Source organism: Cytobacillus sp. Hm23 (genome assembly GCF_051842895.1).
In the GTDB taxonomy this organism is placed as follows: Bacteria; Bacillota; Bacilli; order Bacillales; family SM2101; genus Nanhaiella.
Map to the genome: position 1 here is coordinate 18008 of NZ_JBPXRQ010000009.1, position 21422 is coordinate 39429.

Annotated in this window: 10 protein-coding genes; 3 read left to right on the forward strand and 7 right to left on the reverse strand. The window is 37.9% G+C overall.

Annotated features, from left to right (window positions below; all coding sequences use genetic code 11):
• Nucleotides 1-602: 602 nt before the first annotated feature.
• Nucleotides 603-1601: a C40 family peptidase gene (locus ACSVDA_RS07290; protein WP_485882052.1), complete on the forward strand. Its 999-nt coding sequence runs from the start codon at nucleotides 603-605 to the stop codon at nucleotides 1599-1601.
• A 377-nt stretch (nucleotides 1602-1978) separates the two neighbouring features.
• Here the strand turns inward: ACSVDA_RS07290 and ACSVDA_RS07295 are convergent, their stop codons facing one another.
• The 4 genes from ACSVDA_RS07295 to ACSVDA_RS07310 all read right to left on the reverse strand — a co-directional run bounded on the left by ACSVDA_RS07295 (nucleotide 1979) and on the right by ACSVDA_RS07310 (nucleotide 13980).
• Entirely contained in the window at nucleotides 1979-4438 is a 2460-nt protein-coding gene (locus ACSVDA_RS07295; RefSeq protein WP_485882053.1) for an S-layer homology domain-containing protein, read from the reverse strand.
• A gap of 606 nt (nucleotides 4439-5044) precedes the next feature.
• Entirely contained in the window at nucleotides 5045-6499 is a 1455-nt protein-coding gene (locus ACSVDA_RS07300) for an S-layer homology domain-containing protein (protein WP_485882055.1), read from the reverse strand.
• Nucleotides 6500-6701: 202 nt separating this feature from the next.
• Nucleotides 6702-10238: a S8 family peptidase gene (locus ACSVDA_RS07305; protein ID WP_485882056.1), complete on the reverse strand. Its 3537-nt coding sequence runs from the start codon at nucleotides 10236-10238 to the stop codon at nucleotides 6702-6704.
• 214 nt (nucleotides 10239-10452) lie between these two features.
• Complete coding sequence (locus ACSVDA_RS07310; protein ID WP_485882058.1) at nucleotides 10453-13980, reverse strand: S8 family peptidase; 3528 nt, start codon at nucleotides 13978-13980, stop codon at nucleotides 10453-10455.
• Nucleotides 13981-14657: 677 nt separating this feature from the next.
• Here ACSVDA_RS07310 and secA2 point away from each other — a divergent pair.
• Nucleotides 14658-17018, forward strand: coding sequence for an accessory Sec system translocase SecA2 (gene secA2, locus ACSVDA_RS07315; protein ID WP_485882060.1), 2361 nt, complete (start codon nucleotides 14658-14660; stop codon nucleotides 17016-17018).
• A 45-nt stretch (nucleotides 17019-17063) separates the two neighbouring features.
• Nucleotides 17064-17954: an accessory Sec system S-layer assembly protein gene (locus ACSVDA_RS07320; RefSeq protein WP_485882061.1), complete on the forward strand. Its 891-nt coding sequence runs from the start codon at nucleotides 17064-17066 to the stop codon at nucleotides 17952-17954.
• A 580-nt stretch (nucleotides 17955-18534) separates the two neighbouring features.
• Here ACSVDA_RS07320 and ACSVDA_RS07325 read toward each other — a convergent pair.
• The 3 genes from ACSVDA_RS07325 to ACSVDA_RS07335 all read right to left on the reverse strand — a co-directional run bounded on the left by ACSVDA_RS07325 (nucleotide 18535) and on the right by ACSVDA_RS07335 (nucleotide 21318).
• The gene (locus ACSVDA_RS07325) at nucleotides 18535-19242 is read right to left on the reverse strand and encodes a WecB/TagA/CpsF family glycosyltransferase (RefSeq protein ID WP_485882063.1); all 708 of its coding nucleotides are present in this window, start codon (nucleotides 19240-19242) and stop codon (nucleotides 18535-18537) included.
• 349 nt (nucleotides 19243-19591) lie between these two features.
• A complete protein-coding gene (locus tag ACSVDA_RS07330; RefSeq protein WP_485882065.1) occupies nucleotides 19592-20866 on the reverse strand; it encodes a nucleotide sugar dehydrogenase in 1275 nt (424 codons plus the stop codon).
• Between the two features lie 125 nt (nucleotides 20867-20991).
• Complete coding sequence (locus ACSVDA_RS07335) at nucleotides 20992-21318, reverse strand: hypothetical protein (protein WP_485882066.1); 327 nt, start codon at nucleotides 21316-21318, stop codon at nucleotides 20992-20994.
• Nucleotides 21319-21422 lie beyond the last annotated feature (104 nt).

The following is a 21422-nucleotide window of genomic DNA, read 5'->3' on the forward strand; positions in this document are numbered from 1 at the left end:
TTGCTACTTAAAGTTCAAATTAATAGTAATTAAATCCAAGAGAATATGTACAATAGTAAGCTATTAATATGTAATCCTCTTAAACTTAATCATAAACAACTACTAGTATAATTATTTCAGGAACAAATGTCAACGAATTCCTGCCAACATTTTTTTCCTGTTTAGGAGAACAATCTCCCAACTACTATTTTACAAGACTTGTCACATTTTGCAACAGTTTTTAGCGTTTTTTGAAAATAAAATGTAAATTTGCTACCAATTTTTACTACAATGTTCTCTATGTTCTATAATATATCTTTAGTAAGTTTTACTTATTACCATTTCTTAAGGTATGAGGTTGGTTTAAGTTTATTAGAGGAAGAAAGCTTAAAAAAGGAGTTTTATTCTATTGTATAGAGAATGACAGTTTATAGTATGATTTCCTCCAATTCACGTATACTAGTAATTTATGGTTTCTCTCTTGATCTCTTACTATATGTAACAATTGCCGGACATATTCTCTTATTTTGTTACAAAACTGTAAAGTAAATCAGTAGATATATATGATAATCTGAATTTAGTGTAGAAATTTATCAATCGGACAAGAATTTACCATTAATGAGGTGATTTATATTATTAGACGTTCCTTTTTCGTAATAGTTACATTTATTTTCGTATTTTTTGCAAATTCTTTAACTTCTTTTGCAGCAGATAAGCAAAACTACGATGTACTCATGCCAGCAGCAAAGAAATATATCGGTGTCCCGTATAAGTTCGGTGGCACAGATGCAAGTGGCTTTGATTGCTCTGGATTTGTACGACACGTGTTTAACCAAGTTAACGTTTCATTACCACGAACGACTGCTGAGCAATATAACACTGGTACAGCCGTTGCAAAGGAAAACCTTCGTATAGGTGACATGGTCTTTTTTGAAACATATAAGCCTGGTGCTTCTCATTCTGGTATATACATAGGAAACAGCAAATTTATTCACGCTGATTCCACAAACGGTATTTCAGTTTCTTCATTAGAAGATCCATATTACTGGGGCCCACGATATTTAGGTGCAAAGCGAATGCTTTCTTATGAAAAAGAAGTTGGCATCTTCCAAGACATTCCTTCATCATTTTGGGCGTATGAAGAAATTAAAACATTAGCAGATGATAATTTATTGTTAGGTATGGAAGATAGTTATTTTCATCCAGACCAAGTCATTACTAAAGCAGAGGTTGCAGGACTATTAGCAGTTTCATTGAAGCTAGACATGAATAACCGTAAAAAAGGTTTTGATGATGTGTCTACAGAGCATTGGGCACTTGGTGCAATTAATGCACTTAAGGACAAAGGCTATATTACTGGCGATGACGCAAATAACTTTCAACCTAATGCTGCACTTACGAGAGAGCAATTAGCCGTTTGGTTTACAAAAGCCTTCTCATTAGAGGAAGCATCAACGCCTGTTGAATTTGCAGATGTAGATAGCTCATACTGGGCATATGACCAAATTCAACGTCTAGCTGCTGCAGGTATCTCCACAGGGGACGAGAATAATAACTTCCGTCCAACTGAAGAAATTGACCGTGCACAGTTTGCGGCATTTCTATATCGAGCATTATACTAATCAAAGTGTTCAGACATAAAAAACACGACATGCTACCATTTAGTTAACTACTACATATTTTTAAAAGCTTGTAAGCGATACTTGACCGAGAGTATCGCTTTTTTGTTATAGCTCTTTTCGTATACTATGTAGCTATAGAAACAGTTTTATAGGTTGGTCATCATTTTAGAAAAGAAAAAAGATACCACGAACTCTAGTTGTGTATCTGTTTATATCTCAGTACGAAAACAGCCTTTGTTGTAACAACACAAACCTTTCTGTCTATGTAACTATTTCACATAAGGTTGTACAATTTGTACTAGTATATGAGTCTCGTCTTCAATTATGCAAAAAAATAAATCCTCGCTCATTTCGAGCGAGGATTTATGATAAGTCAGTTACTTTTCTTCTATTAATAATGTCCTACTTAACAACAACGCAAATTCAGCACGTGTTACAAAGTCAGTTGGACGGAATGTCGGATCGTTAATAATACCGTTAAATGCTAACAGATTAATATCTTCATAGTTCCAATAAGCTGCATCAATATCTGTAAACGGCATATTGTCCGTAACAGGTATATATAATTCATTGTATGCACGTGCGAGCATAGATGCAATTTGTGACCTCGTTAATAGTTCATTTGGACGAAGTGCGCCACCTACACCCATTAAGCCGTGAGCTTCAGCTATCACCATGTCCTCATAACCGATATCTCCTTGCTGCATATCAGTCGCTTGCACTTCGTAGCCATCTGGTAGCGTCAAACCTAACGCTCGGACAAAGATAGCTGCCGCATGCCTACGTAGTAATGATTCATCTGGTTTATACGTTCCATCTGTATAACCATTAATAATGTTGTTTAGCTGTAAATGTCCTACTGCAGATGCAATTTCCATGTCAAAAATATCTGGGTATACAGACACTTCGCCTTGTTTAATATGCGATGATGATACATATCCATAAATTATATTTCCGTATGTCGCATAATAGGAAGTATGGTCGGACGGATCACTATTTTCAAAAGGACCTTCAATAATTTGTAACGGAAAATAGTTCGTAAGCTCGGCAATAACTTCTCCATCTACTTCATCAAAAATAGTTGTGTTAGTTAAATCGTCTTGGTACGTATACACAAAATCATATACCTCAAATTGTTGCATTGATTTTGTCTCCAACCCTTCCCATTCATAATGCTGAGCTAGGAAACTCAGTTCATCTGGTTCATCTGGATTTTCATATTCTACTTCAATTGAAGGGATATCCTGGACGTTTACTAAACTATTTTGACGAATAACATCAAATACACGTTCTTGATACGGTGCTTGTTGATGTTTAATGCTTGGATCATTTCGTTGTGACAAGCCGTTATAAGCCATTAACGCAAAATACCAATGTTCGATGACTGCTGGATCATGATCGTTAATGGTCGGTATATTTGCTGATTCCCATTTTTCCTTCAGTAGCTGTGCAGCGATATCGATATTGTATTGCGTATCTGTTTCTAACTTTGAACGATCAATACCTTTTGCAATCATCTCATCCTCAGAAAGCACCACTTGCATAAGACCAATGCCATCATCTTCACCGACAAGCGGATTGCCTTCATCATCAAATTGCTTCATGCCTGTATCAACATATGCCATCGCCTTTAAAATTTCAGGAGGAATGCCATATTTCGTTGCAGCTTCAGTAAGTAATTCTTTAATTTTTGCTGTTGATAACACTTTTTGTATGTTTAGCTGCTCTGGTGTCGTTCTACTTTCTTCTATATTATTGTACGTAATATACAGTGTTTCTGAGCCCCGATTAAATCCTTGTTGCTCATGCTGTCGTGCGAAAAATTTCACTTCATCAAATGTATAACTATCAAATACCCATGACTGCTCTGGTTCTAGCTCAAAAGGGTCATACCATGTAGGCAGTTGTGAATCATTTCCGATCTCATCAACAGTGACAGGGATGTACTCCCCGTTTCGATCTTGACCAATTAAATAAATATTTTGCTCTCCTTGTGACGATACGAGCATTTCCATATTGTAATAGGCAGAGTCAAATGTATTTTCTTCATAGTTTAATAAATCTAGTTGAATAGGTTCACGAACACTATACTCGCTTTCATCTAGCCTATCGACCCAATATTGTTGTGCTGCAATTTGGTCAAAGGGTGTGTCAATAAGTCCATTCATTTGCGCATGGTTTTTAATCGCAAGCTCAGAACCAAACAGCTGCACATAATCTTCAGCAAAGATTTCTGCTAAACTCCAAATGTATTCTCCAACCCCATCAGAATGGGCGTTTGAATTTTTAGATAACTGACGTGCTTCTGCATACGAACTATTTTTCCAATTTGCAGGTTTTTCATTTTCTCCTTCTATTAAATGATAAAAGCTGAAATGATGTCCGTATTCATGTGATAACGTATGGGCGATGTCACTAACCGTAGTGTAATCATCTCCACCATACAATTCGATTTTACGCTCTGGTAGTAGCTTCCATTCCGTACCCCATTGATACTGAGCGTAATATTGGCCGACTACATCTACACCAGCAGGATAATCTGGATAAATAACGATCTTTTCTAATAGCTCAAACTCTTCCCCGTGCTTATTACGAAGTAGCTCTTGTTCGACTTGACGTAACTGATCGACAGATTTCCATTTCGGACTGTAGCTCTCAATTGTAACTCCGCTAGCTCCTTCATACCTTTGGATAATCGTATAGTAGTCTTCATATTGAAATTGTGCTGCTGTTGTAGTCGTCGTCTCATCAAATACTTTTGCTTCCGCATGTACTGTCATGAAGATCATTAATAGTGATGACACGAACGTGATTCTTAGTAGCTTCTTCAACTTCATTACACCCTCTTTTTTTAAAAGGCTCTTTCATACTTAGTTGCTATCTTTACGATATTAGATCATATATACATAGTTTTATAACATGCTAAGCATTTTACAGACGAAAAGATCCCACGTACTGTATATATATGTATTTATGTCTTAGTTTGAAAACAACAACGTATGCAAAAACAGCCTTTGTTAATTTTTGTTCAACAAGGAGGACAAAAAAGCGGCGTAGTTATTTGACCATTGGAGTCAGATGACTATACAGCGAAGCAAAATCGCTCCTTTGTATCGAGGAATTTACTCCTATGTCTAATACATTCGAGTACAACGTATTAAGGAAGTCCTACTAAGTTCCGCTACATTAATGCAAACATAGGATCAGCAATGTGTGTGCAAGTAGTCCTACTAATAGCTGCAACGTCAATAGTAAACGTCCAGATCCGAACACCCTGTTCAAGTTTATTCCACAATCATTTTTCCTAGACCTTTTGAACATTCATATGTAGTTGCTATTATTCTACTACACTTTCACATGATACGAAAATAATAGAAAAAGCCTAGTAAATTTCAACTAGACTTTGTGAGTACTATGGTACTTATGTTTTAATTAACGCTAAACTATTTACGCTCCTCTTTTTCAATTGTGCGTTTAACAAATAACGAAAACTCAGCTCGTGTAACATTCTCCCACGGACGAAACGCTCCTGCATCAACTATGTCGTTATTCGCTAAGAGGTTAATAGAAGCATATGCTTCTTCAGCTTCGTTCACATCTGAGAAATCTATATTTGTGGCTGCCTCACCGTAAACATGGTCATACGCACGTGCAAGGATGGAAGCAATTTGTGCTCGTTTTAATGACTCGTTCGGTCGAAGCTCTCCACCCTTACCCATTAAGCCATGTGCTTCCATAAGTAACATTTCATCGTAATAGTCACTACCTTGGCTCATATCTGTCGCTTTCATCACATAGCCTTCTGGTAGTGGAAGGTCAAGTGCTCTCGTTAACATCGCTGCAGCTTGCCCACGCGTTAATTGATTCGTTGGCTTAAACGTACCATCAGGATAGCCATTAATAATTTGTCGCTGTTGTAAAAACGCTACTGCAGCTGCCGTATCAGGGTCTTCGATATCTGGAAAAATCATGACATCACCTTTTATAAGGTTACCAGAAGAAATAAACCCTTCAATGCCGTTGCCTTTTACTTGATAAAACACGTAATGATTTGCTTCATTCGTACTTTCAAACGGTCCATCAACAATTTGTAACGGTGTGTAGTGAAGAGCTTTGCCACTTACCTCCCCATCAGCAGCATCACGCATATTCGAATACGTATATACATGATTATATGTATAAGCTGTATCACCTTTGCTTAAAAGCTGAGTGGATTGTGTTGACATTCCATCCCATTGATAAGATTTATCTGGAAAGCTCATCAGCTCAGGGCGATCAGGGTCTGGATAATTAATTTCAACAGCAGGTGTTTCTAGCAAATACAGCCCACTACGATTTCGAATCTCATCAAACACTCTTTCTTGATAGGCGCTCTTGCCCTCTTGTGGATCATTGCGCTTCGATAAGCCGTTATATGCCATTACTGCAAAATACCAGCTTTCAATTGTTGTTGGATCGTTCTCATTAATAAGAGGTAGATCAAAGCTCTTTTTCTCTAATAAGATATCTGCACCTACTTCAATATTGTAGCGCGTATCAATCTTTAACCGTTCCATATCATAAAGACCTTGATCGATTTGAGCCGTTGTTAACGTAATTTGCATAAGTCCAATACCACCATCAGGTGAAATAAAAGGACTACCATCAGCATTAAACTGCTTCATCGCTGATTCAGTTTGGGCAACTGCCTTCAATATTTCAGGTGGAATGCCTTTCTCAACAGCTACCTCCCATAGAAGCTTCTTCATTTCAACAATTGATGGTCCATTCACTTCAGCTACTTCTTCAACACCTGTGTTATTCGCTTCTGACGGCATCGTCTGTGCAGACGTAGTCACTTGTGAGCATGCACCTAATATTAATGAAGAAACACAAACAGCCGACACTAATTTTTTCATTCCTTATACCTCCTGAGGTCTGACCCCCAACGCATTAATGTATTAAAGCAATATGTACTAATCTCTTTATCTTTGAAACTATGTATTTACTCGAGCATTTGTTTACTCACGCTACTAAATTGATTAACTAACCGTTTGAAAAAACAATATTGTTAATATCAAAAGAAAGCCTAGTAAACTAGGCTTTCCTCGTTATACAGTATTATTCACCCATCGATACGCGTAGCGTATACGGTTCATTGCTATATTTGAAGCTAAATTCCTTCACCTCAAAATAATATTTGCCAGTCGATAGTGAAACTGTAGCCATCTCTTGGTCACCAGCACCGTAGTTATCAAGCGTTTTGACAACTAAGCCATCACTATTATAGATAGTTACGACACCGTCTATTCCTTCAGGCATGTCAAGAGTGACATCAAATGTTGCATCACTTTCGACGTTCAATTCATAGTAGTCTTTATCACCAAAGTCAACATTTGCATTAAAGTAACCTGTCGCTTCGTACCCTTGGTCACTTTTCGTCAATTGAAGTGGCTCTGACGGAATATTGTTCGTTACAACTGTTGCTACGTCTTCATCTTGGCTGTTCAATTGATTGACCGAAATATCATATGATTGAGCTGATAGGCCGTACCAACTATCATTCATCGTTACGATAAAATAGCCAACATCTTCTTTTGCTTCGAAGGAACCAGATAATCCCTCAAATGAATACGGATAATATGGAATAGACCTACTAATTTCATCATCATCTATGGACATATTTCCATCTGTATCTTCAACAATTTGAGCTAATACAATTAACGGGTTCTTCACAGAAGTAGGTAATGTACTCTCTAATTCGTTAGATAATGGATTGATTGTTAAATCAAACCCTAAATTCACATCTGCACTACGATGCTTGTAATAATACATATCAACATCACCAGACAGAATAAATTGGCCTCTTACAGGACTGTTTGGCTGTAACACTGTTGCTTGAATTAATTCATCGTTCTTTTCATTTTCATCATAAGGTACTTCTAATATTTCTTTTGAAATGAGCTTATATGCTTCTTCACTAGGACGATACATTCCATTTCGCGCACTAACATAATACGTGTTGCCACTTTCTAGTGCAATCGTTGTACCTGATTCTTCCATACCAAAACCAAAACCAAAAATATTTAGTGGGTATAGCTCATGCGCTTCTTCATCATATTCGAAAATTTCTAACATAGGTCTTATTGTATTCGCGTCATCAAATGAAAATTGATATATCGCGTCTTTTTCAGGTGTTATCGTATAGAAATCTTGGTCAAAGCTAGATTGGAAATAGCCTGATGCTTTGTCACCAATGCTATATGGTAATGCTGATGCTAAAATTTGGTCTACCTCTTCTTCAGAAAAATAACTAAACGAGCCTCCGAACATATAGAATAACTCATCTTCAATAGCTGCTTGTTTATTTTCTAAATATTGATTGAGGTCGATGTCTTCCGTACCCTCTGAGATAGCTACTGCTAGCGCTTCGTCAAACTGCGGGATCATCGGATAGCCGTCCTCATCTGCAGGTATCTCGACAGTTTTCATCGTCACTTCATATGGAAGTGCCGACGCTGGTACGTCTGTGCTTTCATTTAACATTACCCCAAATCCAAACAAGATGTCATAGATAGAAAACATTGAGCGTGGTTCACTTGATACTTCAATTACATATTCCATACCTGGCATTGCTTCAAACGTTAATGATTCACCATCTCCCGCAAGGCCTTCATTTGCAAACTCCACTGGATACGGCTCATAGAAGAAATATTCTTCCACTGGCACATCTGGCGGAATCTCCATGTAGAAATTTTCAGCAAAATAAACATTTAATGAAGAATTTATGCCCGCTACACCAGACAATGCAATATTGATCATTTGAGGTTCTTCAACTGAAAAAGAGAAATAATCCTTATCAGCTACTTGTTCACCATTTTCATCAACATGTAAAAATGTAAGCGGTGCTACATCAACTTTATTACTATTAAACGGAAGTGATGTGATGGCTACTGGACTGTATTTTGTCACACCATCCTCATAAAGTTCATTAAAAAGTTGCATTGTTAACTCGTAAGAGGATTTTCCTCCTAAGCTATAATTGTCATTAACATCCGAAATTCCTATTGCAAGTGTTCCTTTTTCACTTGCTGTAAATAGCTTCGCTTCTGCACCACCAGCAAATAATGCATTTACATCAAGCGTTTCGCTAGCTTCCATAGCTCCTTCTGGATAGAATCGAAGCTCCATTTTATAATCATAATCCGCTGAAATATCTAGTACAGTTTGCAATGATTGACCGGCTTCTAAATCTACCTTTAGCCAATCAACTTGCTTAGGCGATGTCAGCTTCCCTTTTTTCATAAAGGTTTCTTCAACTAAGGCAACAACTTCACCTTCTGCTAAGATCTTTTCATCGTTCCATTCATTAAGCTCTGGCAATTGACTAATATCATATTTCAATGCAGCTACTGGGTTCACTAACCCATGTGCAAACTTTGTATCATAGCCTACATCACCTAAGTCTAGCGCTGTTCTTTCTAAGATTGCCTCTACTTCGTAAGGCTTCAAATCTGGATATTTAGATAAAATAAGTGACGCGACACCAGCTACAACAGGTGATGACATGGATGTACCACTTAAATTACCAAAAGAAGAACCTTTGATAAGGTCAAATGTTGAGTTATAAACATCTTCCCCTGGAGCAACAATATCAACTGATGGGCCATAGTTCGAAAAGCTTGCAAGTTTATTTTGATCATTTGTTGCACCTACTCCAATGACCCCTTCGAATGCTGCCGGATAAAAGTACTCATCTGTACTGTAATTACCAGCCGCAGCAACGACAACAACATCTGCCTCAATTGCTCGCTCAACAGCATCCTTTACGATTGGACTTGGGTAAAAGAACCCTAAGCTTAAATTAATGACATCTGCTCCATTATCAACCGCATATAAAATACCTTCAGCAATCGCATAATCAGTTAACTGAGATACATCTACAGGCATAATCGTTGCATTTGGATTAATTCCATGGCCACCAACACCATTGTTCGCTTCACCTGCAACAATTCCACCAACATGTGTAGCATGAACATATGGTGTTGCTATTGTAGCAGGATCACCAACAGTGTATGGAGGTAATATTTTCGATTTTAATTCTGGATGATCGACATCGATAGCTGAATCTACTACCGCAACCGTCACTTCGTGCTCTCCAGCAAGACTTAACGCTTCATCAATTTCAAGCAATGATAAATGATACATACTATCTTTTTTCGGGTCAGTAGTTGCTATTTCTTGGTATTCGAATGAAACACTTGGCGTCACACCGACTACAGCAGCTTCAGATGAATAGGAACGTAATGCTTCCTCCATGCTGCGACCTTTTTTTAGCTTCACTACATCATAGCCTAGTGATGGGAATGAACGTACAACTTGCATCCCCGCTCGATTATGTAGTTTACTAGATAGCTTTTCGCTATATTTAATGATGAGTGTATCCTCACTTACTAGATCATTAGCATCCTTTTGCTGCTCTAATGCTAGTAAGCGCTGTTCTTTGTCAGTAAGATTCAATTGATTAAGGACATTAATCGGTTCTCTATCTTTGAAAGCTTGTACATGATCAACAGTCGTCGAGGCTGCTGCAAAGCTAGGCATGACTAGCGTTGCAGCCAACCCTATTGACAATGCTGATTTTTTCCATTTTTTCATATAGATTTTTCCTCCTTTTGAAGTGTTCCTTCTTTAAATACTACGACAAATAGAATAGAAAAGTTTCATAAATCTAGTAATAAATCTATGAATTATATATAGTGCCATTATTATACATATATTACTATAACATATGACTCTATGAATTTGCATGATTTTCCACTTTGTTTACAAAAAAGAACTGACCCTAAATTAAGAGCCAGCTCTTTTTTCGTTAGTTTTTTGCTTCTACTATACGCAGTGTATATGGTTCATTGCTATACCTTGAGTGTACATCCTTCACTTCAACATAGTATATTCCTTGTTGCAACGAAACAGTTGACAGTTCTTCGTCACCATCACCGTAATGATCAAATTCCGCAACAGTGGCTCCGTTGCTGTTGTAAATCGTCATAACACCATCAATGCCTTTTGGTATTTTGAGTGACATATCAAAGTTTGCGTCGTTTGCTACGTTAAATTCGTAGAAGTCCTTATCACCGAAGTCGACACCTGTGTTAAAATAGCCTGTTGCTTCATATGCTTGTTCATGCTTCGTTAAAGCAAGCGGTTTTGAAGGGATGTTATTCGTGACAACAGAATGTGCATCTTCATCTTGACTATTTAAATTGTTAAGTGACACATCATATGACTTCACTGATAAGCCGAACCAGCTATCATTCATTGTAAGGATAAAATAGCCTACATTTTCTCGCGCTTTGAATGAACCTGTTAAATTTGTATCTGCAAAGAAATAAGGCCAATAGGAGCGTGACTTTCTTATCTCTTCTTCATCAATAAACATATTGCCATTCGTATCTTCAACAATTTCAGCATACACCATTAATGGATTTTGTAATTCCATCGGTAAGTTCTTTTTTTCTTCCATAGATAATGGGTTCGCTTGCAATGTAAAGCCTAGGATTTCATCTGGGCTACGATGCTTATAATAATATGTGTCAATATCATTCGGCAAAATGAAATGTCCACGAACTGGCTCATTTTGTTGTAATACTGTCGCTTGTATCGTTTCATCATTTTTTTCATTTGCATCAAACGGAACTTCGACTAACACTTTTGCTGATAATTCATATGCATCCTTAGCTGGGCGATACATTCTATTTTGTACACTGATGAAGTATTGCTTCCCACCTTCTAGTGCAATCGTCGTTTTCGTTTCAGGCATACCATTTGTACTGTACATCGATGATCCTATGCGAAAAAGGTCGTGATCTTCTTCATCATATTCATAAATGATCGTGCGAGGCATCATTGACTTTGTTTGATTAACCGCAAATTGATATACAGCATCTTTTTCAGCTGTAAATGAGTAGAAATCTTGATCAAAGCTAGATTGGAAGTATCCTTCTGTAATATCATTCATACTGAAAGGAAGTGCAGACGCCAATAAATAATCAACATCTTCCTCAGCAAATTCTCGCCATTCATCCTCGTATACTATAATGAGATCTTTTTCTATTTCATTTTTCTTCATTTCATTCATTTCTTCTGAAGTCGTTGCTTCTATTCCGAAAAATTCTATGTCATACATGATCGGATATTGATCTTCATCAGCTGGTAGTTCAAGCGTTTCGACTGTAATGTTATAAGGCAGCGCAGAGGCAGGAACGTCCTCACTCGTTTGTTCAAAGAAGAATGGGTCAAAGTAGAAATAATTAAACCTCGCTTCACTAGAAGCTTCTATTATATATGCTATATTTGGCATCGCTTCAAATGTAAGGATTTCTCCATCGCCTGTACGTCCTTCGTTTGCTGTCTCAAATGGCCATGGCTCATAATAACCATACTCTTCTTCTGGAACACCTGCTGGAATTTCTCGGTTAAAATCATCTGCAAAGTATACACTAATAGAGGAATCTATGCCTGCTAAAGCTGACAGTTCTACATTTATAATTTGTGGTTCTGTAACGGAAAATGCAAAATAGTCTTGATCAGCCGTCATGTCACCGTCAGCATCTAGTTCTGGTAAGAACGTAAATGGCGCAACTTCCTCTTCACTACTATTAAAAGGAAGCGATGCTATAGTGATTGGTTGATCTTGTGTCACGCCATCTTCATGTAATTCATTGTAGCGCTGAACTGTCACTTCGTATGCGGATTTACCTTGTAGGCTGTAATTCCCGTTTACGTCTGTAATTCCTATTGCCAACGTACCATTCTCACTCGCCGTAAATAACTCACCCTCTGTTCCACCAGCTAATACGTCATTCACTTCAATCATGTCAGTAGCCTCTGTACTATTTGCTGAATAGAAGCGTAATTGAAGCTCGTAATCATAGTCTTCTTGAATCGTTAACGTCGTTTGTACCGATTGTCCAGCTTGAACATCTAGCTTGAACCAATCTATTTCCTCAGGTGAAGTGAGCGCACCATTTATCGTCACCCCTTCTTCAGTAACTGCTAACGCTTCACCTTCTGCTAACACTTTGGCGTTATCCCATTCACTTAGGGATGGTAAGTGGCTTATATCGTATTGCAATGCTGCTACAGGGTTGACCAAGCCATGAGCAAACGTTGCATCATAGCCTTCCGTCCCTAAGTCAATCGCTGTGCGCTCAAGAATTGCTTCAACCTCGTATGGCTTTAAGTCTGGATGCTTTGACAAAATAAGTGAAGCAACTCCTGCCACAATCGGTGATGCCATCGATGTACCATCTAATGCGGCAAAGGAAGAACCGTTCTTAGCTGCATCATAGATTGAGTTATAAATACCTTCCCCTGGCGCAACAATATCTACAGAAGGCCCATAATTTGAAAAATCAGCGAGCTCATTTGCGCTATTTGTTGCTCCAACACTAATGACACCATCGATTGCTGAAGGATAATGATACTCGTCAGTCGCACTGTTACCAGCGGCTGCAACGACTACGATCCCTGCATCAATTGCCTTCTCGATAGCTTCCTCCATAATCGGGCTTGACATATAGCCACCTAAGCTCATATTAATAACATCTGCTCCGTTTTCCACCGCATACAAGATGCCTTCAGCAATAATGTAATCACTGCCAAAAAACTCTCCACCGAACACATCAATAGGCATAAGCGTCGCGCGAGGGTTTATCCCGTAGCCTCCAATGCCATTATTTTTTTCAGCTGCAATAATGCCTGATACATGTGTGCCATGGATGTCTGTCACACCTTGATTAGCTGGATCGACAGCATTGTATGGTGCTAATATTTGGTTTATTAGCTCTGGGTGATTCACATCAATTCCAGCATCTACAACTGCTACAGTTACATCGTGTTCACCAGCTAGGCTTAATGCTTTGTCCATTTGTAGCAGTGAGAGATGATACATATTGCTCACTTTCGGATCTACATCATTGCTCAGTGTTTCATATTTATAACTTGGCGATACACTTACTACCCCTTGTTGAGAGGCATAGAAATTCATCGTATCCTCAAGAAGTTGTCCCTTTTTCAACTTTACGACATCATAGCCAAGCGAAGGAATCGATCGTGTCACCCTCGTTCCCGCACGACTATGTACCTTGTCAGATAGCTTATTCTTATATTTGATAACTAGTGTATCATCACTCATTTGCTCTTGCGCTTGTTGCTGCTCATATGCCAGCATACGCTGTTCTTTCTCTGTACCATTTAAGTGACTAAATACGTCTACCGGCTGTTTAGCTGTCATTGCTTGTCCGCTATCTACCGTCGTAGAAGCGGAAGCTAGACTTGGCATGAGCAAGGTTGATGCCAGCCCAAGTGACAACGCTTGTTGTTGCCATTTTTTCATTGTTTCTTTTCCCCCTTGTAAATATTTTTGGCTCTTTTCGTAAACTTTGTTGCTATTTTTACTAACAATGTTTTATGAGAACTTAATCATTATGAAAGTAGAAAAGATGCTAAGAACGCTAGATGTATACGTGCACATATCTTAGTACGCAAAACAACAACAATACGAAAACAGCCATATTTTTATTATCAACACTACTAAACTATTAAGCATTTCCGTTAAATAGAAGTTTTAGATGGAAAAAGTTCAAAACAAGTCGGTTAGATATTCACAAAGTGACCTGAGTAATCTTGATACATTTCTGAATAGTGTTGTATATCATACGCATATTAAATCAGCACTTCTATGCAAGGAAATATTGTTAGCTTGTGACGCGTCCAATCGTCAACGTGGGATCAGAGTACCGTGTCAAGCTTATGCATATAGTCATTTTTCATGGACTTTTCGAACAGCCACTATAAGGAAAACATTGTTAAAACATGTATAATTCATGAGATGAAAGTATAAGAAAACAATGATATACTGTTTCTAGTGAAAATTTTCTCAAACATTTAATGTGAAAATTCAACTCTAACAAAATATAGTTAAACATTAGAAGATTCCTCAGAAATCCACTCATCATGTTGGTAGTCTTATACCCTTCATAAATATTGAGCTAGAGGTTAAGGAGAGATTACATGTTAACGTACTTAAAAAAAGTACTTGGAAATAATAAACAAGAAAAGCAGTTGAAAAAATACTATCAATTAGTTGAACAAATAAATGCGTTAGAAAGCGATTTTGAAGCTTTAACAGACGAAGAGCTAAAGGCAAAAACAGCTGAATTTAAATCCCAGCTTGCTGATGGCAAAACGATTTATGACATTCAGGTTGAAGCATTTGCTACTGTAAGAGAGGCTGCCAAGCGCGTACTTGGCTTTCGCCACTACGATGTTCAGTTAATCGGTGGACTTGTTCTTACTGAAGGAAACATAGCTGAAATGGCTACAGGTGAGGGTAAAACGTTAGTTGCCTCACTTCCTAGTTATCTTCGCGCATTAGAAGGTAAAGGTGTTCACGTCATCACTGTTAACGAATATTTAGCTAGACGTGACCAAAATCAAATAGGAAAAATCCATGAGTTTCTCGGTCTTACCGTTGGCTTAAATGTACCGACGATCACTCCTGATCAAAAACTATCAGCTTATGAAGCAGATATCACTTACGGTGTTGGTAGCGAATTTGGTTTCGATAGCCTCCGTGATAATATGGTTTTTGATATTGTTCAACGTGTGCAGCGACCGCACCATTATGCCATTATCGATGAAGTAGATAGCGTGTTAATTGATGAAGCGAAAACCCCACTGATCATTGCAGGGAAAACTGGTGTGAGCTCAGACCTTAGCTATTTGTGTGCTCGCATCGTCAAAACATTTGTACGAGATGTTGATTTTGTATTTGATGAAGAAACGAATACAGCCAATTTATCTGATGATGGCATCTCAAAAATTGAACAAGGCTTCGGCATTGACAATTTGTATGACCTTGAGCATCAAACACTTTATCATTATGTCATCCAAGCATTACGCGCTTCTGTAATGTTTACGCGAGATGTTGACTACATCGTCAAAGAAGGCAAAATTTTATTAGTTGATATGTTTACAGGTCGCCCAATGGAAGGACGCTCCTTGAGCAACGGACTTCATCAAGCTATTGAGGCGAAGGAAGGGTTAGAGGTCACTGAAGAGAACAAAACTCAAGCCTCTGTAACGATCCAAAACTATTTCAGGCTCTACCCAACAATGTCAGGCATGACGGGTACAGCAAAAACAGAAGAAAAGGAATTTCAAGATTTATATGGTATGGACGTTGTCCAAATTCCAACGAACAAACCGATCCAACGTCAAGACTTATCAGATAAAGTGTATGCAACACTTAATGATAAATACAGTGCTGTTGCAAACGAAGTGAAACGCATCCATCAAACAGGGCAACCAATCTTAGTAGGTACGACATCCATTTTACAATCAGAAAAGGTTGCTGACTTTTTGAAAGAGGAAGGCTTAGACTTCCAGCTACTGAATGCTAAGAGTATTGAGCAAGAGATTCAACTCATCTCGTTAGCAGGGCAAAAAGATCAAATAACGATTGCAACGAACATGGCTGGACGTGGTACAGACATCATGCTCGGCGAAGGTGTTGAAGAGCTAGGCGGATTATATGTACTTGGTACAGAGAAGCATGAAGCACGCCGCATAGATAATCAGCTCAAAGGTCGTTCTGGGCGTCAAGGTGACCCAGGCTGTTCACAGTTCTTCCTATCATTAGAGGATGATATGTTCAATCGCTTTGCCAAGAAAGAGCTAGAGAAATTACAAAAAGCTGTGGATGCTGATCAGGACGGCTTACTCACGAATAAAAAGGTTGATGAGTTCGTTGAGCGTGTTCAACGCATATGCGAAGGTAGTAACTTTTCAATTAGAGAATATAATTTAAAGCTAGATAACATTATGAATGAGCAGCGTAATACAGTGTACGATCTGCGAGATCAAATTCTTCATACAGATGATCCAATATCGCTCACACTTCCAATGATCTCTTCTTATATTGAGCATGAAATTGAGCAAACATGTATAGAAGATATAGTGCCTGAGGAATGGGAGTTATCTAAGCTTGCAGCTGACTTAAACGTCGTATTTGGTGAAAATGTCGTATCATTCCCACAGGACATCTCTGACCGTAGTGAAGTAAGTGACATCGTTAACGAAGCGTATGAAGCCTTTGTTCAGTCACTTGAAGATCATAAAGACAACATAAAGCTAAGATTTGTTGTCCAAAGAACGCTTCTTTCTGTCACAGACCACTTTTGGCTAGAGCATATTGATACAATGGAACGCTTGAAGGAAGGTGTCGGGTTACGACATTATAGTCAAGAAGACCCAATGCGCCAATACCAACGTGAAGGTCTTGAACTATTTACGATCATGTTCCACAAACTGGAACGTAACATGAGTCACCAATTTGGCCAGCTCATCATCGAAGTCGCTAAGGGGGTCTGACCCCCATCGCTTTAAGTGATAAAGCAATTAGGAGGAATAAATAATATGGCTTTTTTTAAGAAGAAGGGTAAACCAGAGAAAAAAGGTAAAGACAGTACGGTTAATGCAGGTGATGTGCTTGGTGGTAACGTCACTTCTCAAGCAGGAGTTGCAGTGACAACGGAACTAAGCTTTCATCCTTTATCAAATATCGGTGTAGAAGAAAAATACTATTTTCAGTTCCTTAATAATGAGCTGCCACCATTAAAGGAAAATCAAGTATCAATATCGGGAATAGAGTTAAAAAAAGAGGAGAAAGGTACTGCTGTTACTGCATTTGTCCGCAATAGCTTAAACAGACCGATCGATTTGAAGGACATGCCTTTATTATTACTTGGGCCAAATGGTGAAAACCTTGCTCGCAAAGTGTTTGACCTCAGCGCATTAGGAGCAATCCCTGCAAAGAGTAGTAGACCGTGGAAATTTATCTTCGAAGATAGTTTTATTACAGCTTCAGAGTTACCTAGTGTTGGTTGGAAGCTAGCATTTGAAATTAAAAAGCCACATGCACTAGATTTAGAAGAAAGCTGGGAAAAAAGCTTAGCAGATGAAGATAAAGAGAAGCTTCAACAACTAATTAAACAAACGCCTGCTCCAAAAGAAGGTGAAGTTAATTTCATGTCATTACAAGGAAGACAGACAGAGGACAATAGCTTGCACGTGACTATGCTGATCCGAAATGGTAGCAACAAGGACGTAACCTTTCAAAAGATGCCATTGATCGTTGAAGACGCTTCAGGCGAAGTTATTGCCAAAGGAGGCTTTGAACTAGATTCGTTTCAAGTTAAAGCGAATACGAGTAAGCCGTGGACATTTATCTTCCCTTCATCACTTTTATTAAAAGAAGACATCGATTTAAGTTCATGGAAGGCATACATCCCTCAACAAAATAAATAACAACTAACATTCACCGTCGCCTATTAAAAGCGACGGTGAACTTTTTTCTATCATGTTGGATTGCTGCTTCTCGTTCATATATAAACACGTATACACATAGCGTCCATGCATATAAAAATTAAGCTATCATAAAACTCATCCAACTGTCAGTATGGATAACCTTCTATAAATATAAAACCCCAAATGACAAAGGCTGGCTCGTGTATGATTGTTGTTTTTCCTAATCACGCCTACAATGAGCGTTCTTAGTAACAATAACAACAAGCTAAGCCATGTTAAAGTGCATTTGGGGTGAAGCATTCTCGGATGTTATGACCCATGTAAACTCATATCTAACCAGCTTAACAAATTAAGGGATCAATTACTTGCTGAAAAGAAAAACGCCCATCCGAGGATAGGCGCTTTTCTCACTGGGCTACCAACCGAGATATTATATTCTCAAAAGCAAAAGGAACAAATAGATCCTACAAGTATATATTACCACTCGAACGCTTCAATAACAAATGATTTTTGTCCTAGTTTCACGCTTTTTTTATGAAATAATTTAAGTAGTCAAGAATCAAAAAAATTCTACAAAAAATTACTTTTTTACCGCCTTTAATAAAAACATTGGCAACAATAATTGACGCTTTATTCTCCATGGCTCCTTCAATAGACGATAAAACCATTCTAACCCAAGTTTCTGAAAAGTGCTAGGGGCACGTTTGATGTTACCTGATATAACATCATAAGAACCACCTACTCCTTGAAACACTGTTGGATGAAGATCATTCATATGTTTAACGATCCAGTTTTCTTGTGCTGGGCTGCCTAGTGCAACAAATACGATATCTGCCTTTGAATCATTAATTGCTTTAATAATGACCTCTTCATCCTTTTCATAACCATGAAGTGTACCCGCAATTTGGATTCCAGGAAATTTAGCCTCTAGTTTCTCCTTTGCTTGATCAGCAACCCCTGGCTTCGCACCATATAAAAATATGTTTTTACGTTGCTCAGTTGCTTCCTGACACAGCTTCAGCATCATATCTATACCTGTTACTCGATCCTTAATGCGGCCACCTCTAATTTTCGAAGCAAGAACAACACCAATGCCATCAGGAATTTGATATGTGGCATGATTCAATAATTCTTGTAACGATTGGTCGCTTTGAGCTTTCATAATTTTCTCAGGGTTAATCGCAACGATAAACGATTTTTTGTTTTGATCTATGTTGTACATTAATTCATTAATAAGCTGTTCGTACGTGTGCGTACATACGTCTATACCTAAAATGGTTTCTTTCATGTTATCACCTTTATATATGAAGTTCGGAAAGAAATGCTCTCCCCTATCAATCTATATATTAATAATACAAGATGGCAATACGTCCAACATACTAATTCATGCTATTACCGACATTCGTTTACAACGCACAATAGACAAGCATAATCTTTGAGCTTTTTAGTTTTTTTAACTAGCCAGTTTATTAGATGGATTGTTGTATTTCGTACAATACGTTAGCCTCTTTTCTTCTGTACAACGATGAAAGAAGCTTTAGTACTGTTGTCACATCGATTATTGTACTTCGTAAGAAGTTCTAGTAACAAAGTTGTCAAAAAAGAGCCTAACAATCAGTGTCTTCGAAAAAAATGAATTAGTTTTTTGAATCACCTAAACGGTATACATCAAAGCCTTGGTCTTTCCATGCTTGTTCTTGAATACAGTTTTTTGTGTCGAGTATTATTTTCGTACGTAGTCGCTCTGCAAACAAGTCCGGTTGGATAGCTTTAAATTCATTATGATCTGTTAAAATAAGAATGATATCAGCATGTTCAACTGCTTCTTCAATGCTTTGCGTTTGAATGTCCAATTTATTCTCTTTAATATGAGGATCATACGCTGAACAATCGAGACCTAATTCACGTAAATGATGGATAACTTCCAATGACGGACTTTCTCTCATATCATCAATATTCCCTTTGAAAGCAAGACCAAACACTGCTACGCGACCGTGTTGGATTCCTTGTTGGCTGATGATATCTTTTACTCTCTTGGCTGTATGCTGCGGCATGCCATCATTCGTTTGACGAGCAAGTGTAATTAGTTTCGCAAGATCTGGCTCTAACTCAGCTAAAAACCAAGGATCAACAGCGATACAATGCCCTCCTACACCCGGTCCTGGGAAGTGGATATTTACACGCGGATGGTAGTTCGCTAGCTTAATGGCTTCCCACGCATTTACCCCTAGATTTTCACTAATTTTCGCTAATTCGTTCGCAAATGCAATATTCACATCACGGTAAGTATTTTCAATGACCTTAACCAATTCCGCAGTCGTTGCATCTGTTACATGGAGTGTCCCTTTTACAAAAACCTCGTATAGCTCAACAGTCAAGCGACTTGATTCGTCGTTAATACCACCGACGATACGATCGTTATTCGTTAGCTCTTCAAATACTCTTCCTGGAATAACTCTTTCAGGAGAATGTGAGATATATAGTTCATTACCGATATGTAAATTCGTTTCTTCTAATACGGGAATCATCACATCCTCAACAGTTCTAGGAGGCACTGTCGATTCTAAAATAACTAAGTTACCCTTTTTCACGTAAGGAACGATTGACTTCGTTGCTGCCCTTACATAATCTAAATTCGCTGTCTTATCGTCATTTATAGGGGAAGGAACTGCAATAATAAATACATCTGCTTCTTCGGGTGTTGTTGAAGCAGTAAAGTTCCCACTGTCAATCGCCTCGTTTAAACGTTCTTGTAACCCTTCTTCTTCAATATGTAACTGTTTATTTTGTATCATGGATATAGCTGTTTCATTTATATCTACACCATGAACACGAACGCCATGATTGGCAAACATCACAGCTGTTGGTAATCCAATATATCCTAAGCCTACTACACATAGCTTTTTCGTCATGTCAAAAATTGCTCCTTTACATAATCAATAACACGTTAACATTTATTATATCGAAAAATGTAAAATGATGATAGCTTGAAACAAATCAATAATGAAATTGTAACAATAATATTTTGCTAAAAAAGCTAAAATAAGTAAATCCCTATATGAAGATTAGACAATTTTTTTACAAACTGTTTAGTTAGACCTTTATTTATAGTAAAAGATGGAGTTTGGATAGTAAAACACGTCCTTTGGACAGTAAACCACTTACTTTGGACAGTAAATGACAGAGTTTGTATAGTAAATGACGGAGTTTGGAAATCCCGTAATAGTCTTGTTCCGATAATACTTATTTGATTCAAGAATGTCATTAATAACATAACAATTCCTCTCATCATGATGGGAAGGTGTTCCTTTAGCTTCACACCCTCTGCTAGTCGAAATTGTGTTATATTAGCCCACTCGGTCATAATAAAAATGGAGCTTCTGAAATACTAACATTGTACATATGAAACCTAGCTTCCTCACAACTTTAACGTAACGAAAACTATCTCCCCATGCGTTAATTGGTGAA

Coding starts and splice junctions, on each gene's coding strand:
- ACSVDA_RS07295 (WP_485882053.1), bottom strand. CDS start 4,438: ATGAAGTTGAAGAAGCTACTAAGAATCACGTTCGTGTCATCACTATTA.
- ACSVDA_RS07300 (WP_485882055.1), bottom strand. CDS start 6,499: ATGAAAAAATTAGTGTCGGCTGTTTGTGTTTCTTCATTAATATTAGGT.
- ACSVDA_RS07305 (WP_485882056.1), bottom strand. CDS start 10,238: ATGAAAAAATGGAAAAAATCAGCATTGTCAATAGGGTTGGCTGCAACG.
- ACSVDA_RS07310 (WP_485882058.1), bottom strand. CDS start 13,980: ATGAAAAAATGGCAACAACAAGCGTTGTCACTTGGGCTGGCATCAACC.
- secA2 (WP_485882060.1), top strand. CDS start 14,658: ATGTTAACGTACTTAAAAAAAGTACTTGGAAATAATAAACAAGAAAAG.
- ACSVDA_RS07320 (WP_485882061.1), top strand. CDS start 17,064: ATGGCTTTTTTTAAGAAGAAGGGTAAACCAGAGAAAAAAGGTAAAGAC.
- ACSVDA_RS07325 (WP_485882063.1), bottom strand. CDS start 19,242: ATGAAAGAAACCATTTTAGGTATAGACGTATGTACGCACACGTACGAA.
- ACSVDA_RS07330 (WP_485882065.1), bottom strand. CDS start 20,866: ATGACGAAAAAGCTATGTGTAGTAGGCTTAGGATATATTGGATTACCA.
- ACSVDA_RS07335 (WP_485882066.1), bottom strand. CDS start 21,318: ATGACCGAGTGGGCTAATATAACACAATTTCGACTAGCAGAGGGTGTG.